General features: G+C 39.0%; 17 protein-coding genes and 1 pseudogene. 4 read left to right on the top strand and 14 right to left on the bottom strand.

The features are described from left to right. Window positions 1-523: 523 nt before the first annotated feature. Window positions 524-1,906 carry a Na+/H+ antiporter NhaC gene (nhaC, locus tag B3D94_RS16875; protein WP_069480972.1) on the top strand — a complete coding sequence of 461 codons (1,383 nt, stop codon included), beginning with the start codon at window positions 524-526 and terminating at the stop codon, window positions 1,904-1,906. Between the two features lie 51 nt (window positions 1,907-1,957). Here nhaC and B3D94_RS23050 read toward each other — a convergent pair. The 3 genes and pseudogenes from B3D94_RS23050 to B3D94_RS16860 all read right to left on the bottom strand — a co-directional run. Further along, window positions 1,958-2,109, bottom strand: a pseudogene (locus B3D94_RS23050) (multicopper oxidase domain-containing protein); the annotation flags it as partial. A 116-nt stretch (window positions 2,110-2,225) separates the two neighbouring features. Continuing rightward, window positions 2,226-2,936 (bottom strand): cytochrome c biogenesis CcdA family protein, encoded by a 711-nt coding sequence (locus tag B3D94_RS16865; protein WP_069480971.1) that lies wholly within the window; start codon window positions 2,934-2,936, stop codon window positions 2,226-2,228. 26 nt (window positions 2,937-2,962) lie between these two features. Next, window positions 2,963-3,700 carry a sulfite exporter TauE/SafE family protein gene (locus B3D94_RS16860; protein WP_069480970.1) on the bottom strand — a complete coding sequence of 246 codons (738 nt, stop codon included), beginning with the start codon at window positions 3,698-3,700 and terminating at the stop codon, window positions 2,963-2,965. 307 nt (window positions 3,701-4,007) lie between these two features. Here B3D94_RS16860 and B3D94_RS16855 point away from each other — a divergent pair, with 307 nt between their 5' ends. Both B3D94_RS16855 and B3D94_RS16850 read left to right on the top strand, forming a co-directional pair. Further along, complete coding sequence (locus B3D94_RS16855; protein WP_069480969.1) at window positions 4,008-4,775, top strand: sporulation protein; 768 nt, start codon at window positions 4,008-4,010, stop codon at window positions 4,773-4,775. An 83-nt stretch (window positions 4,776-4,858) separates the two neighbouring features. Then, complete coding sequence (locus B3D94_RS16850) at window positions 4,859-4,984, top strand: hypothetical protein (protein ID WP_414673997.1); 126 nt, start codon at window positions 4,859-4,861, stop codon at window positions 4,982-4,984. A gap of 118 nt (window positions 4,985-5,102) precedes the next feature. Here the strand turns inward: B3D94_RS16850 and ptsP are convergent, their stop codons facing one another. The 11 genes from ptsP to B3D94_RS16795 form a co-directional block, all read right to left on the bottom strand. Further along, window positions 5,103-6,815: a phosphoenolpyruvate--protein phosphotransferase gene (gene ptsP, locus B3D94_RS16845; protein ID WP_069480968.1), complete on the bottom strand. Its 1,713-nt coding sequence runs from the start codon at window positions 6,813-6,815 to the stop codon at window positions 5,103-5,105. After that, complete coding sequence (locus B3D94_RS16840) at window positions 6,812-7,078, bottom strand: HPr family phosphocarrier protein (protein WP_069480967.1); 267 nt, start codon at window positions 7,076-7,078, stop codon at window positions 6,812-6,814. Before B3D94_RS16840 ends, ptsP begins: the two co-directional genes overlap by 4 nt. Next, window positions 7,078-7,827: a glucosamine-6-phosphate deaminase gene (locus tag B3D94_RS16835; RefSeq protein ID WP_414674011.1), complete on the bottom strand. Its 750-nt coding sequence runs from the start codon at window positions 7,825-7,827 to the stop codon at window positions 7,078-7,080. Before B3D94_RS16835 ends, B3D94_RS16840 begins: the two co-directional genes overlap by 1 nt. Then, complete coding sequence (locus B3D94_RS16830; RefSeq protein ID WP_291758546.1) at window positions 7,805-8,515, bottom strand: SIS domain-containing protein; 711 nt, start codon at window positions 8,513-8,515, stop codon at window positions 7,805-7,807. Before B3D94_RS16830 ends, B3D94_RS16835 begins: the two co-directional genes overlap by 23 nt. A gap of 33 nt (window positions 8,516-8,548) precedes the next feature. Beyond that, a complete protein-coding gene (gene nagA / locus B3D94_RS16825; protein WP_069483310.1) occupies window positions 8,549-9,700 on the bottom strand; it encodes an N-acetylglucosamine-6-phosphate deacetylase in 1,152 nt (383 codons plus the stop codon). Between the two features lie 97 nt (window positions 9,701-9,797). Further along, the gene (gene nagE, locus B3D94_RS16820; protein WP_291758545.1) at window positions 9,798-11,747 is read right to left on the bottom strand and encodes an N-acetylglucosamine-specific PTS transporter subunit IIBC; all 1,950 of its coding nucleotides are present in this window, start codon (window positions 11,745-11,747) and stop codon (window positions 9,798-9,800) included. A 174-nt stretch (window positions 11,748-11,921) separates the two neighbouring features. Further along, window positions 11,922-12,860 carry an ABC transporter permease gene (locus tag B3D94_RS16815; RefSeq protein WP_069480963.1) on the bottom strand — a complete coding sequence of 313 codons (939 nt, stop codon included), beginning with the start codon at window positions 12,858-12,860 and terminating at the stop codon, window positions 11,922-11,924. Beyond that, window positions 12,838-13,758: an ABC transporter ATP-binding protein gene (locus B3D94_RS16810; protein ID WP_291758544.1), complete on the bottom strand. Its 921-nt coding sequence runs from the start codon at window positions 13,756-13,758 to the stop codon at window positions 12,838-12,840. Before B3D94_RS16810 ends, B3D94_RS16815 begins: the two co-directional genes overlap by 23 nt. 42 nt (window positions 13,759-13,800) lie before the next feature. Beyond that, window positions 13,801-14,523, bottom strand: coding sequence for an ATP-binding cassette domain-containing protein (locus B3D94_RS16805; protein ID WP_069480961.1), 723 nt, complete (start codon window positions 14,521-14,523; stop codon window positions 13,801-13,803). A gap of 9 nt (window positions 14,524-14,532) precedes the next feature. Continuing rightward, window positions 14,533-14,889: a GntR family transcriptional regulator gene (locus B3D94_RS16800; RefSeq protein WP_069480960.1), complete on the bottom strand. Its 357-nt coding sequence runs from the start codon at window positions 14,887-14,889 to the stop codon at window positions 14,533-14,535. Beyond that, the gene (locus B3D94_RS16795) at window positions 14,886-15,665 is read right to left on the bottom strand and encodes a hypothetical protein (protein WP_291758543.1); all 780 of its coding nucleotides are present in this window, start codon (window positions 15,663-15,665) and stop codon (window positions 14,886-14,888) included. The genes B3D94_RS16800 and B3D94_RS16795 overlap by 4 nt, the downstream gene beginning before the upstream one ends. 209 nt (window positions 15,666-15,874) lie before the next feature. Here B3D94_RS16795 and B3D94_RS16790 point away from each other — a divergent pair, with 209 nt between their 5' ends. Beyond that, window positions 15,875-16,087 (top strand): cyclase, encoded by a 213-nt coding sequence (locus B3D94_RS16790; protein ID WP_069480958.1) that lies wholly within the window; start codon window positions 15,875-15,877, stop codon window positions 16,085-16,087. The last annotated feature ends 23 nt before the right edge of the window (window positions 16,088-16,110 follow it).

The following is a 16,110-nucleotide window of genomic DNA, read 5'->3' as shown; positions in this document are numbered from 1 at the left end:
TAAAATAAAAATTATCAATTTCTGAACCATCATAACAAAACATTTACACAATTCTACAAAATTTTAAACAGTTAAATGTTGATTTTACAAAACTGTAATATAAAATTTGCCACATTTATTTTCAGGCTGGTTTCCAAGTTGTAAACGTTGGAAATCAAATAATAAAAATCACTATTTTTTCTTTAAATATGACCATTTTTTCTGTTATTTTTATAAAAATACTTGAAATAATCTTTTTTCTCCCTATTTGTTTACCACGTGAAATGTTAAGGAATTGTAAACGATATTTACATTCGATATAAGTATTACCCCTGTTATTTTTTACCTACAGAATGTCGAAACATGTCACCTTTCCTATTTGTTATGCTCGTCCTCGTTACTGCTTATACATAAAATTGCGGACAGAGCATTTACTTGAGGGAATCCTGCAATTTTCTGTCAATTGACAAAAAATATTAGCGTGCTATAATACTTTTGGGCTTCACCGCATTGAAGCGAAGAAGTATTTATTAGGAGGTTTCATATGTTTCGAATAGAAGCTAAAAGCAACCCTCGATTTATTGAGGCAAGCTTCGTTATACTTTTAATTATTGCCACAATATCTATTAGTATTGGGTATTTAAAAGCAACACCCCATATTCCGATTTTTCTCGTTATTTCACTTTTACTAGCCTATGGATTACTAAAAAAAGTTCCCTTTCGCGATCTAGAGGGTGGAATGATTGCTGGTGCTAGTGCTGGATTGGGCGCTGTTTTCATCTTTTTCTTTATTGGTATTTTAATTTCGAGCTGGATGATGGGTGGAACAATCCCTACGCTCATCTATTATGGTTTTTTAACTGTTTCACCAAACTTTTTCTTTGCCATTGTTTTTTTAATTTGTAGCATCGTTGGTATTTCTGTTGGTAGTTCGTTAACAACAGTAGCAACTGTCGGAGTGGCATTTATGGGTATCGCAGGTGCCATGGACATTTCATTAACCATAACAGCTGGTGCAATTGTTTCTGGTGCTTTTTTTGGTGATAAAATGTCACCATTATCCGATACAACCAATCTTGCCTCAGGAACAGTCGGTGTAGATTTATTTGAACATATTAAAAATATGGGCTGGACAACTATCCCTGCTTTCCTGATCTCATTCGTACTATACGCTATTTTATCGCCAACAGGCGAAGCAACATCTTTTGACACTGTGGAGCAATTTAAAGAAGGATTATTGACTACAGGACTTATTCATTGGTATACATTATTGCCAATTGTTGTCCTCGTTATTATGACTTTTTATAAAGCTCCTGCCGTTATTACATTAGCCGTTGTCTCTATTCTCGGTGTAGGCCTATCTTATACACTAGATCCCCTACCAGCTTCAGACGTCTTCAAAGTTTTATTTGATGGCTATGTCTCTCACTCTGGTAATAAGGAAGTAGATGCCTTACTGACACGCGGAGGCATGAATAGTATGCTATTTACAATTGCTCTTGTTTTACTGGCCTTAACAATGGGTGGCCTTTTGTTCACACTTGGTATCATACAAAGTATTTTAGCTAAGGTTGAAAGCTTATTTAAAAGTGCCGGTTCCGTTATTACAGGCGCCGCTCTTACCGGCATTGGAGTCAATACATTAATCGGTGAGCAGTATTTATCTATCCTGTTAACGGGTGAAGCATTTAAAGCTCAATTTGCGAAGGTTGGCCTAGCACCTAAAAACTTATCACGTGTCATGGAGGATGCTGGAACGGTTGTCAATCCACTTGTACCTTGGAGTGTCTGTGGTATTTTCATCACAAGTGTCCTTGGAATTTCCACACTCGATTACCTACCATTCACCTTCTTCTGTTTGCTTGGACCAATTCTAACGGTTATTTTTGGTTGGAGTGGCAAAACATTAACAAAGCTTGAGCAATAACAAAAGGTAGCTGATTTTTGATCAGCTACCTTTTGTTGTTTCAAAAAGTTTCTATTCTACCTTCACTTGTCCCATCATACCAATATCTTTATGCACTAATAAATGACAATGGAACATATAGACACCCTTATCTTGAATCTTCCTGCCAATTTAACTGTTTCATCTGGTTCAATGGACATCGTATCTTTCCAGCCCCGTTCATTGAGAGAAACATCGTCTGCTGTTTTACTAGTACTACACACACCTATAAGTAAAATCAATACTGTTTGTTACGACAAAAGTAATGTAACAAAGTAGTATAGAGGAATGATGAAGAGCGTTAAAATCCTGAAAAACCATCGAACAATGGGCTTAGCCAAATGATGATTACTGTTAAACCGTCGAAAAATAAAACAATTCCTAACACAATCATGAAATAGCCACCCACTTTTGTAATCGTTTGACTATATTTTCGTATCCATGCGAGTTTCGTGACAAATTGTGATAGCAGGAAAAATGGTATGGCAAACCCTAAAACATAGGCAACCATATAAAACATACCCATCCCTGGATGTTGAGAAGCCATCATAAAAACTGCCCCAGTAATCGGACCTGTGCAAGGGGTCCATCCCGCTGCAAAGGCAAGCCCGATGAAAAAGGAGCCCAAGTAGCCTGTAGGACGATTTTTAAAGGAAAGACGTTTTTCTTGCATTAAAAACTTCGGGGTCAAGGCCCCTATAATAATTAAACCAAAGAGAACAATTAAAATAGCCCCAACCTGTCGCAATACATCTTGGTACTGGAAGAAAAACCACCCGACAACAGATGAGCTATATCCTAAGAAAATAAAAATTACTGAAAATCCAATTAAAAAGAACAGTGTATGCAACATACCAATCGTTCTTAATTTTTTATTGTTTCCCTGAAGCTCATCCAGTGACATCCCTGTAATATAAGAAATAAAAGCAGGATAGAGCGGTAAGGTGCATGGCGAAATAAAGTTTAAAAACCCTGCGCCAAAGGCTAAAAAAAGATTCATATCTGGATTCATTTTGATCGCTCCTTACATATTACATGCTAAGTTATTCCCCAATATGTAATCGTGTCCATTATACCTAGTAATAGTAACAATATGCCTGCCACTTTTTGAATAACTCTCCCCATCTTCATGCTTGTTCGTAAAATGAGTCGCTTAGCATCGAAAAGATAAATGAAAAGAAGCATAATGAGTAGTGGTACAGAAGTTGCAACCCCAAAAATACTAGGTAAGATAAACCCATAGGATGTGCCAGTTACGATGGGCATTAGCCATACAAAAAACAGCACAAACATGGTCGGACAAAAGGCAATAGAGAAACTAGCGCCCATTAAAAAAGAGCCTAATTTGCCCCCTTTCATAACGGGAGGAATAAACATCGACAGACGATTTAAAAATTTCAGCTTCAATAAACCTAATAAAACGAGTCCTGTCATCACCATAATTGGTCCAATGGCCTGACGGAAAATGGGAAAATACAATGTCATTTTAGTTTCAAACGATTGACCAAATAACCATGCTAAAAGCCCAAGTCCACTAAAAACAACTATTTTGCCAAAAATAAAAAACAGTATCTCCTGCCAATTATTTTTCATTTGCATGGTTTTATTTCCATAAAATGTAATAGCACTCATATTGCCGGTTATTTGGCATGGAGCTAGTGCCCCTATGAGACCTAACAGAATCGCCATAGCCCATGCTGAATGCTCATATGCATTTAAAAATTGATTGATCGGCTCACTTAGAAACTGACTAATAGCTGACAAAAAACTATACAATTTAAACACCTTCAATCTGTTCATCATTTCAGCTTTACAAACTAGCCAAAACTAGTATAAAGGTTAAATATGAATAAATGATGCAGAAATCGACTCTCCTGTTTTTAGAAGACGATGATGTGATCAAAGTATGTCTTTTTGTTGGTAGAAGCTTTAATTCGAATCTTCACGGAGAGAGGTCCTTCCGTTTGAGGTACTGCATCCCTTTTCGATTTTCAATTAGTATGGTGAAAATTTGCGAGTCTTGAAACCTTTTTTCAAACTGTGCGTATGTATAGCTAACAATGTCAGTAGGAGGAATGTAAGAATGTCTTTTTTTCATAAAGCACTAGCAAGTTTTGGGATAGGTTCAGCAACGGTCGATACAAGGTTGGAAAAAGATACTTATCAAGCTGGAGAAGTCATGCGCGGGGAAATCATCGTGCGTGGCGGTCAAGTTGAACAACAAGTGGATTCCATCTATCTGTCTATTAATACGACATATATACGAGAGTCAAATGATCATAAACATACAGAGGTGGCCACTCTACAAAAAGTCAAAGTGACAGAGCCTTTTACACTAGCTGCTAGTGAAGAGAAGGTCATTCCCATTTCGTTGACACTGCCATTTGAGACACCGATTAGTGCGGGCAAAACGCAGGTTTGGATTCAAACTGGACTCGATATTAAAAACGCCGTTGACCCAAGTGACAAAGATTATATTCGTGTCCAGCCAACAAGCCTCGCAGCGCAAATACTTGATGCTATAGGTCGATTAGGTTTTCGTTTACGAGAAGCAGAATGTGAGCAAGCCCCAGCTCGCTTCCGTGGGTATTATCCATTTGTACAGGAGTTTGAATTTGTACCAACAGGCTCCTTTAGAGGTCATCTAGATGAACTTGAAATGGTCTTCCTGTCCCAGTCCAATCATTCAGCAGAAATTCTTTTACAAATTGACCGCAAAGTAAGAGGCATTGGGAGCTTCTTTGCAGAGGCTTTAGAGATGGATGAAAGCTACGTTCGAACAACGATTACGATGCACGATTTACCGACGCTTCCAGAAAAACTCCAACAACTTATTTCAAAGCATATATAATTTCAATAAAAAGTAGTTGAAGAGCACTTCAACTACTTTACTTTTTCTCCTAGCTCCTATTATGAAGGCGGAGGTTTTATTGCATGGGAATAAAAGCAGTATTATTTGATTTAAATGGAATTTTGTTGAATAGAGATGAATCTGTAAAATTATTTATTGATTCGCAATATGGTAAGACATTGAATCATATTCCAAAAGAAAGCTATTGAGTTAATGCTTAATCTTCTTCGTTCTATTTCATCGAAATGAAAAAAGACTGTAGACAACTCAAATTTTTTGAGTTCATCTACAGCCTGAACCACCCTCCAGATGGTTTTGAGCATAAAGTTATTTTACTGCATGCTTTACTTTTTCCATAACTTCTTCAGCTGTTGCACATTGTAATGCCTCAGCCGCTAAAGCTTGCATGTCCTTTACAGACAGGCGCTTCAATAAAGAACGTGTTTTTAAAATGGATGTTGCGCTCATTGAAAATTCATCTAAGCCTAAGCCAAGCAATAAAGGAACTGCTAGCTCATCACCTGCCATCTCTCCACACATCCCTACCCATTTCTGTTCTTGATGGGCGGCATGAATCACCATTTGAATCAAGCGTAAAATAGCTGGATTATAAGGCTGATATAAATAAGATACTTTTTCATTCATACGATCTGCAGCCATTGTATATTGAATTAAATCATTCGTTCCAATGGAGAAAAAGTCAACTTCCTTAGCAAAAACATCAGCCATCACTGCTGTAGCAGGGATTTCCACCATCATGCCTATTTCAATGTCAGCACTTACTTCCTTCCCTGCTGCTACTAGCTTTTCTTGCTCATCTAACAAAATAGCTTTGGCATCTCGGAACTCTTGTATAGTCGCAATCATTGGGAACATAATTTTCAGATTGCCATATACAGATGCTTTTAGTAATGCGCGCAATTGCGTACGGAATAATTCCTGTTGATCCAAGCATAGACGAATGGCACGATGACCAAGGAATGGATTCATTTCTTCTTGTAGCGGTAAATACGGCAAGTGTTTGTCTCCACCAATATCTAGTGTTCGAATGACCACAGGCTTACCTTGCATTCCTTCAAGAACTGTCTTATAAGCTGTAAATTGCTCATCCTCAGATGGCAGATTTTCTCGACCCATATATAAAAACTCTGTTCGATATAAGCCAATTCCTTCAGCCCCGTGACGCAACACGCCCTCCAAATCGCCTGGAGAGCCAATATTAGCGGCTAGCTCTACATGTACACCGTCTTGAGACACCGTTTGTTCGTTTACTAAAGTTGACCATTCCGCTTGTTGAGTACGATAGCTTTGTGCTTTTTCTTGATAGCTGGCAATCACATCTGCCGTCGGATTGATCAGCACTTGACCTGATAAACCATCCACGATTAATAAATCTCCATCTTGAATAGTCGTCGTTGCTGCTCCAGTTCCAACTACTGCAGGAATCTCTAACGAACGGGCCATAATCGCTGAATGAGAGGTACGGCCCCCAATATCAGTAATAAAGCCAAGAACAAAGTTACGATCCAATTGAGCCGTCTCTGAAGGAGTCAAATCATTGGCTATAATAATCACCTGTTCACTAATATTACTTGGGTTTGGAATATGTACACCGAGTAAATGTGCTAACATGCGGTTTGTCACATCTTTAATATCGGATGCACGTGCACTCATGTATTCATCATCCATACTTTCAAACAATGCCACAAACATTGATGAAACTTCATGTAAGGCAAACTCTGCATTGACCCCTTCGTCAGCTATTTTTTGATTAATAGGCCCAATTAATTCTGGGTCATTCACCACTAATAAATGCGCATCAAAAATGGCTGCTTCCTCGGCACTGAATTTTTTTAATGTTTGCTGTTTGATCGCCACTAGCTCTTGCTCCGTTTTGGCAAGGGCGGCGGCTAAACGTTGCTGCTCCGCCTGAACATCTTGAACTGTTGTTTGGCTAAATGTTAAATCCGGTTGTACAAAACGATACGCTTTAGCAATGGCAATGCCGTCTGAAGCGGCAATACCAGTGAGATGTGTCATTGTGCAAGCCCCATTTCTGTCAATGATGTTGCTAATGCCTCAAATGCTTGCTCTTCATCTTCCCCCTCTACATAAAGAGTAAATTGAGAACCTTGCTTTAATGCTAAACCCATTACCCCAAGAATAGATTTTAAATTTGCTGCTTTTTCTTCCGTACGTACTTCAATAGCTGAAGCGAATGGCGTAGCTTTTGCCACAAGCTGGCTCGCTGGACGTGCATGAATTCCTAAAGGATCGATTACTGTAAATTGTTGTGTTTTCATTATTTATTCTCCTCTACTTGTAAGTCTGTTAAAATGATGACATTTGGATGTCTGGATAAAACACTTGCTGGAATTTCCTCCGTATAATCAGAGGCCAGCACACGTTCTAACACCTCACGCTTAGTTTCTCCCACTGCTAGTAACAAAATGCATTTTGCACGCATGATAGATTGAATCCCCATAGTGAACGCTTGCGTGGGAACTTCATCAATCGATGAGAAGAAGCGAGCATTGGCGTGACGAGTCGATTCTTCCAATGTCACAAGATGTGTCAAGGATTCAAATGGTGTGCCTGGTTCATTAAAACCAATATGTCCATTTTGTCCGATACCCAGCAATTGAAAGTCTAAGGAATGTTGTTGTAATAGCGCCTCATAGCGAGCTGCTTCCTTTAAAGGGTCAGCTGCTAAGCCATTTGGTAAATAAGATACCTGGAATGGTTTTTCGTGAAATAAATGCTGATGCATATAATAGGCATAGCTTTGCTCATGGTTGGCTTCAAGCCCTACATATTCATCCAAATTAAAGCTGATGCAATTCGAAAAATCAATATCCGTTTTACAGATTTTAGCATACAACGGTTCCATCGTCCCACCAGTAGCTAGCCCGAACGTTGTGGACCCATTATTTTTAGCATCTGTTATGATGGCTACTGCACGTGCATATAAATCTTCTTTTGAATCAAATCTTTCTATGTTCACCACATATCCTCCTTCTCCTAAAGACTTAAAAATGAATGCGCTGACCATATTGATCAATGAGCTCGTCATTATTGGTGTTGCCTAGGTTACTGCTAGCAAACACTGGTAAGCTGGCACCTTGTTCATGCAGAACTTCAATGATTCGGGCGAATAGAGCATTTAATAGCGCTGCACCTAACACTGTAGATACAGGTCCATATTGCAACTCATCAACTGTTAAAACCCCATCCCCTAATGGGACATGCGTATTTAAAACGTCATCTACGATATCCTCTAAACGTTTGCCTGTAGGATGGCGTGATGGCTGATGTTGATAGGCCAATGATTGCAGTGAGATCGTATGCGCACCTGCTTCTTTTGCGTAGATCGCCATATCAATAGGGACTGGATTGTTGGCAGATGTTGAAATAATGATACAAACATCTTTGTCATCAAACTGTAGCTGATCCTTATAGGAGGCTAAAAATGATTGCTTCTTTTCATTTTGTGAGGATTGCCGTGCTCCCTGATGTAGCATTAAGGATTCAATGTGTATCGGTTTGACAGGGACTAAGCCACCAGCCCTGAAATAACATTCTTGTGCTAATAACATGGAATGGCCTGAACCAAATAACTGGATAATGCCTCCCTGTACGAGACGTTTGACGATTAACTTTGCAAGATGGTTAATTTGTTCATTTTCTTGTTGTGCCACCATTGTTAAATAGCGATTGACTTGTTGAAAATAGGTATTCATGATCTATCACCTTTTCATTTCAAACGTTTCTTACTAATTGTTTGCATGCCTATTGATTTGGCCAGCTTTAATCGTTTGATGTAGCAGTAAATGTTCATCCACAATCACTGCATCCGCATCATATCCTTCTATAAGCTGCCCTTTGTTCGTTAATTTTAATTGCTGAGCGGCATTATAGCTGGACATTTTCACAAGCTCCTCCAATGTACAATTGGTAATCTGATGCATATTTCGTACAGCTTGATCCATTGTTAAAATACTACCTGCCAGTGAACCGTTCGATAAATGGGCTCCTGATTCTGTCACATGCACCAATTGACCACCTAAATCATATTCACCGTATGGCATACCCTTCGCTCGCATCGCATCCGTTATTAAAATAATTCCGTCTGCCCCCTTCAAGCGATAAGCCATTTCCACAGCTCCTTCATGCATATGAATAAAATCAACAATCAGTTCAGCCTTTATGGCATCTAAAAGCAAAACCCCACCGACCACACCAGGATCACGATGATGGAATGGACGCATTTGATTGTATAAATGAGTCCCCTGTGACGCACCTAATTGAACAGCTTCTTGCATTTGCTCAAATGTAGCATCGGAATGACCAATTGATACAATAATTCCGTTTTCAGAAAGGCTTTGGACTGCTGTCATTCCATTAGGTTCTTCAGGTGCTAGCGTAATTTGTTTAATTTTTTGACCACTTAATGCTTGCCATTTTGTCATCACTTCTATATCTGGCTGGACAATATAATCAAGTGGCTGAGCTCCTGCCCGCTGCTTCGATACGAAAGGTCCTTCAATATGAAGACCAAGTACTTCCGCTTCATCTAGCTTTGGCTGGAATTGTGCCACATTGGTGATGGCCCGTTCGATATTGTCAAAGCTTTGTGTCATCGTAGTTGCTAAAAAACTGGTTGTACCTTCTTTTAAAAGTGATTTGGCCATGATATGTAACCCTTCATCGGATGCATCCATTGTATCCATTTGGGCAGACCCGTGAATATGCATATCAATAAATCCTGGCAATAAAAACTTGCCTGAACCATCTAATTGTTCAATGCCCTGCGCCTCAATATGATGGGCAACCTGAGCAATTTTACCGTCCTTCATCCACACATCCATCTGTTCATCTCGTCCACTAGCATTGACCACTGTGATGTTCCGAATTATTAAACTCAAGAAAAACATCTCCTCTTCTTGAACAAGGGCTGTTGAAAAGGTATCCATTTGCAATATGATTGCCCATGTATTCCTCCGCAAACAGCCCCATGAATTGTTACTTTTTCATTAAAATAATATTGGTAGAGCCTGCTCTTTGGTAACCTGATTTTCCTAGCGTAATCTCTTGCCCCATTAGGCTAGTGAAAACGACAGGCGTAATAATGGAAGGCACTTGATCCTTAATTTTTGTGATGTCTGCTTTTAATAATGCATCCCCACGTTTAATTGTTTGACCATCTGACACAAGCATGTCAAAGCCTTCACCATTAAGCGTTACAGTATCCAATCCGACATGAATTAATAATTCTAATCCTGTATCAGATTTTAAACCGATCGCATGCTTCGTAGGGAAAATCATCACCACTTGACCGTCAAACGGTGCATAAACAGTTCCATCTGTCGGACGAATCCCAAAACCAGGACCCATCAGGCCAGCAGAGAATGCTTCATCCGGTACTTCTGATAACGGTAATAAATCTCCCGTCATCGGCATTTCAAAATCATGGAAAGTTGTTGTTGCGTCACTTTTTACTTCAACTGTCGCTACAGGCTGTTCAGTCGGCAATTGGGCATTAGCAGGTGCTGGGTTGCCTTTTTGCAGACGTTCTTTCATAGCCTCCGCTAAAAACTCAACAGATGTTCCAATAATTACTTGTACATTGGTTTTACTAATACGCATAACACCTCGCGCACCTGTTTGTTTCAATGTTTTCTCATCCACGACACTGGCATCCTGTACGGACATACGTAAACGAGTCGTGCAGTAATCCACTTGCTGAATATTATCTTTACCACCTAATGCTTCAATTGTGTAATAGGCACGTAAATCAATATCATCGGAAATAACTGAATTTGTTTCCCCATCTTCTTCATCATCATCTTCACGCCCTGGTGTTTTTAAGTCCAGTTTTTTAATTAAGAAATAGAAGACCACAAAATATATTGCCCCAAAGCCTAAACCTAATGGTAGTAGCAGTAATGGATTATCGGCCAAACCTAAGTTTAGCAAGTAGTCAATTAACCCTGCTGAGAATCCAAAGCCATCACGGAACCCAACTATATAGGCAACTGCAAGAGAAATACCTGTTAGTACTGCATGGATACCATAAAGTACTGGTGATAAGAACATAAATGAAAATTCAATCGGCTCCGTAACACCTGTTAAAAAGGCTGTTAAAGCGATAGATACGAACATCCCACCAACGATCGGACGTTTTTCTTTTTTCGCTGTAAAATACATCGCAAGACAAGCCGCTGGTAAACCGAACATCATAATTGGGAAGAAACCAGCTTGGAAATGTCCAGCTGTTGGATCACCTGCTAAGAAACGATTAATATCCCCTTTCACAATTTCTCCCGCGGCATTCGTAAATTCACCGAAATCAAACCAAATAACGGTATTGATTACATGGTGAAGACCAACTGGTATTAACAGACGGTTGAAAAAACCATACATCCCAACGCCAAGTGATCCTGCACCGATCATCCAATTGCCGACAGCATCAATACCGCCCTGAATTGGTCCCCAAACGATCGCTAAAATACTCGCTAAAATTGCCATGGTGATGGACGTAATAATTGGTACAAACCGTCGTCCACCAAAGAATGATAACCATTCTGGAAATTTCACATTATAATATTTGTTATACAGTAAGCCTGCCGTAATACCGGCAATAATACCGCCAAACACACCCATATTTAATTCTTCATTAACCGTCCCTAAAACGGCTACTAATACGAGGTGTGCAATCGCACCCGCAAGAGCTGCTCCCCCACTGCTATCATGTGCTAACCCCATCGCAATACCAATCGCAAAAATAATAGGTAAATTGCCTAGTATAGCATTTCCAGAAGCGGCCATAATACTAGCAATATACTGGATTGCTTCATTCGGTACTGCACCAAGCATATCCCCAGAACCTAAACGCAAAAGCAAGGCTGCTGCCGGTAATGTCGCGATTGGAAACATAAGTGACTTACCGATTTTTTGTAAGAAAGCAAACATTCTTTATCCCCCTTTGGTATAGTTGTCTAGACCACTTTTATGAAAAAAAAGCGTTTTCATTAAGTTGCTATTATTATAGGCGCAATTTGAAAAAAAATAAATACTTTTTTAATAATTCTTGCTGCAAAAAAAAACGTACCCCAATATAGTATTAGGGCACAGTTCTTATTTAAATTATGCAGTAACGTCTCGTTTCATAAAGGATGTATAACTAATCACTAGGAAAATTACAGCGTAAATAGCTAATACAGTTAGCGAGAATGGCATTGTCATATCTGGAACCATTAACATATCTTTTTCATATTGAGTTAAATCTGAATGTGTTAGCCAAATGTATTTTACAATGTCGTATCTACTTAAGAACATGACGATCATACCACCTGTAAATGAAAGGAACATCGTTAAGCCGATTGCTAATGAGCTAGAACGGAACACTGAACCGACTAAAAAGGCAAATAATGTCGACATGACAAAATCACCGCCAGATAGTAGGTAATGATAGGCTAAATCATTCCATACGGCCTTTTCAGCCACCTGCCCATTGACAATCTCTAATTCCACACCTGAACCTACCCCAAATAATACTAAACCTACAATTGCACTCACGACTACGTTTACAGCAACTAAAAACAAACCGAATAAAAAAGTCGTCAATAATTTAGACGTTAACACTTTCGCACGGGACATTGGACGAGTCAGCAGCATTTTAATGGTACCTGTTGAAAATTCACTAGATACAATACTTGCAGCTGTAATAACCGTAAATAAAGTAACAAGTGTTAGCATATTGCTTGTAAAGGACATAAAGCTTGCAAGGCTGTTATCTTTTTGACTCGGCGCATCATGGGCTAAACGGTACTCCGAAATAGCAATTCGCTCTTCAAAAAATGCTTTGTCTTCCTCGGATATATCCTCCTCTGCTAGCATTGCCTTATTATTTTGGATAGACTGCTGCTCTATCTCCTGCCATGATCCTTCATCTGATGATTTACCCTCATAATATTTCATGATGCCACCAGGAACTAGAATGACAAGGACAAGCATAGCGACCATTGCCCACGTCCCTTTTTTATGCCATAATTTCATCCATTCATTTTGAATTAGCTTCAGCAATTTGTCCGCCTCCAGTCATTTCTAAGAATTGATCCTCTAATGTTTTCTGATGTGGCTGTACGGCAAATAGCTGCATACCTGCTTGCACAAGCCCTAACGTCAATGCAGGAACATCCTCTTTCTTCAATTCAATTACATAGCCCTGATTCACTGCCTCAAACTTGTAATCATGTTGTGCCAGATGGGCAGAAACCTGCTCTTGTGGCTGTGCTTCCACATAGAAGAACGATGTACTTTCATTGTGAATTTCACGAATGTCGATCAGTTTCCCATTTTGAATTACGGCTACTCGATCACACATTAGCTCAATTTCAGATAATAAGTGACTAGATACAAAAACAGAAACATTATCTTCTGCCGCAATTTTGCGAAGGTACATACGGAATTCTCGAATACCAGCTGGGTCTAAACCATTCGTTGGTTCATCTAATATTAGAAATTTTGGTCGATGTAACAACGCCTGAGCAAGCCCAAGTCGTTGACGCATACCAAGAGAATACGTTGAAACCTTCTCATGGATACGATTTTCTAGACCAACCTGTTTAACGACCTCCATAATTCGTTCTTTTGTAACATTTTTATGCATACGTGCAAAATGCAATAAATTTTTATAGCCTGACATAAATTTATACATTTCTGGATTTTCGACAATCACACCGACCTTGCTAATCGCTTCTTCATAATGCTCCTGTAGCGATAGCCCATCAATGATGACCTTGCCCTCTGTTGGATGCATGAGACCTGTCATCATACGAATCGTCGTTGTTTTCCCTGCCCCATTTGGACCTAAGAAACCTGTAATTTGTCCTGGATATAAATCAATGTTTAATTGTTGTATTAATTGCTTTCCATGAATGGTCTTCGATAGATTTTGCAATTGAACAATTGGTTCTGTCATATTTATTCACCCTTTCTTTTTGTTACGCCTAAGCCTTTATCGTTAAAAGTAATTGTGGTCTGTGTCTTTGGTAGAATGACGATAAAAACCTTTCATCCACTCAACCGCATCTTTATTGGTCACATCACGTAATGTCTCTACGTTTTCATAAGCTGTGATAGAGCCAGCTTTTAATAAAATAATTTGATCTAAAATCGGTTCAACCTCATATAATTCATGTGTAGATAGCAAAATCGTTTGATTTTCAATGTCCGTAAATTGAATTAAACCTTTAATGAGCTGCTCACGCACAATGGGATCTAGCCCAGCAAATGGTTCATCCATTAAATAATAAGGAACTTCTCGGCCCAGTGTAGCAGCCATTTTCATACGACCACGATTCCCTTTTGATAATTGACGTAGCTTCGTATTTTTATCCACCTGCAAAAATTCTGCGACTATACAAGCCTTATCATAGGAAAAGTCTTCAAATTGTGAGGCGTAGTGCTGAAAAAGCTGTTCCCCCGTATAATAATCAAAAAACAAATCTGTATCTGGTAAGTAAGCAATCTGATCCGCACTTCTGCGAGAAATAGGTTTTCCATTCAATACTACTTCACCAGTTGAAGATCGTAGTAAGCCAGCTAAAACTTTGAGAAGTGTAGATTTACCACTACCATTTTCCCCAACTAGCCCAATGATCTGTCCAATAGGAAAGGAAAAGGATATATCCTGTAAAATGGGCTTATTCTTATACTGAAAAGACACATTCGATAGCTGTAACATTCCTTCACCTCACGCTTTATTTTTTAAAACAATGAGCATCTCTTCTTTAGAAAACCCCAATGCCTCGATGGATGTTAAAAAACTTTCGGCTAATTTATTTTTCATATCATCTCGTAATACTTCAATGCGTTCTTCATTGGTTGTAATAAATGTGCCCTGTCCTCGTTTGGTTTCCGTTATATTCATTGCCTCTAACTCCTTATAGACTCGTTGCACCGTATTAACATTGACACCCGTTTCGACTGCATATTCTCGAACAGAGGGCAGTCGATCCCCAAGCAATAGTTGCCCCTTCAAAATGTCCCCGCATATCCGATCGACAAGCTGACTATAAATCGGTTTATCACGTGAAAAATCCATCGTCATCGTAATACCACCTTTTCAAGCCACTTGGATGCCGCTAAAAAGAGCAGCACGATGAGTAAAATAGAAGCAACTTCTTCAACAACATAAATAGAGCCTAGCCTCCATTCCATCGTTGTCGTCGCTCTTACTTTGGGTAAAAACGGTTCTAATTTGCTTAACGAAATGGCGCCACGTTGGAAAACCGTTTCGTAAAACGGACTCTCCGTTATTCGTACCCAAGCAGATGTTGTAACGCCAAAAGCAACCATCGTCAACACAATGGAAAAACGCCCAATTACATGCTTCAATTGCAAGTAAAAAGCTAAAAAGAACAACAGTAAAACAAATAACATAAATTGGAAAACGGTTAACATAATAACAATTATTACTAAAACAAAAACGATTTGTCCAATATTTGCAATAAACTCTTCTTTTAGATGAAAAATGGCAAAACTCACAAAGAGCGTATTAAAAAGCGCATACCCTATTAGTGAACAGGCTATCTTTGCTCCTATTAGCTTTGTGATGGAGCTAGTGGAATGGAGCCAACTTTCCTTAGCTTTAATATCCAATCGCATACTCCCTAAAAATTGTAAGACGGAATAAAATCCACCTACAAAAAGAACGAGAAGCGTAAAGGCAAATGCAAGCTGATTTTCTTGAGCAAAGAGATCAACGAATTGATGCAATACATAGGGAACGATCCAGGAAAGCATAATGCCCGCAAATATCCCCATCAAAAACCAAGAGCGGTAAAGTACCCATTCTTTTTTTAAAAGTCCAACAAAACTTTTCATGCTCAACACCTCGTGTCATAGTGTACTAGTCAGATATTACACTATGACTTATTGATTTTCAAGTGCCAAATACAAGAAAAAAGAAGATAGAGCCTCATTTGATTAGGATGAAACAATTAAACCTGTATAGCATAGGGTCTTCACGCATCAATTTAGTAAAATCAGAATACATTGAGAGCACACGAAGACGGAGGAAAGGTGATAGTGGAATGGAAAAAAGGGTGCTATTTGATTTTGACATTGAGTTTACAAATGGAGGGGGCATTCAAGGGCAAAGATTCCGCCTAGATATTGAAGGAGATGATATATCTGACGAAGCGTTAGCTCAATATATTGTAGAAGATATGAGGTTACTAATGGTTGGCAGAGTAAGCATTCTTAACAAGAAAATTATTAATGAAAAACATAAACGACAAGATTAGTCCAACTCGCCCTCTTAATGCAT

Origin of the sequence: Lysinibacillus sp. UBA5990, from assembly GCF_002429815.1 — a bacterium.
In the GTDB taxonomy this organism is placed as follows: Bacteria; Bacillota; Bacilli; order Bacillales_A; family Planococcaceae; genus Lysinibacillus; species Lysinibacillus fusiformis.
The sequence above is the reverse complement of the archived record's forward strand: the minus strand, read 5'-3'. Positions and strand labels throughout refer to the sequence as shown.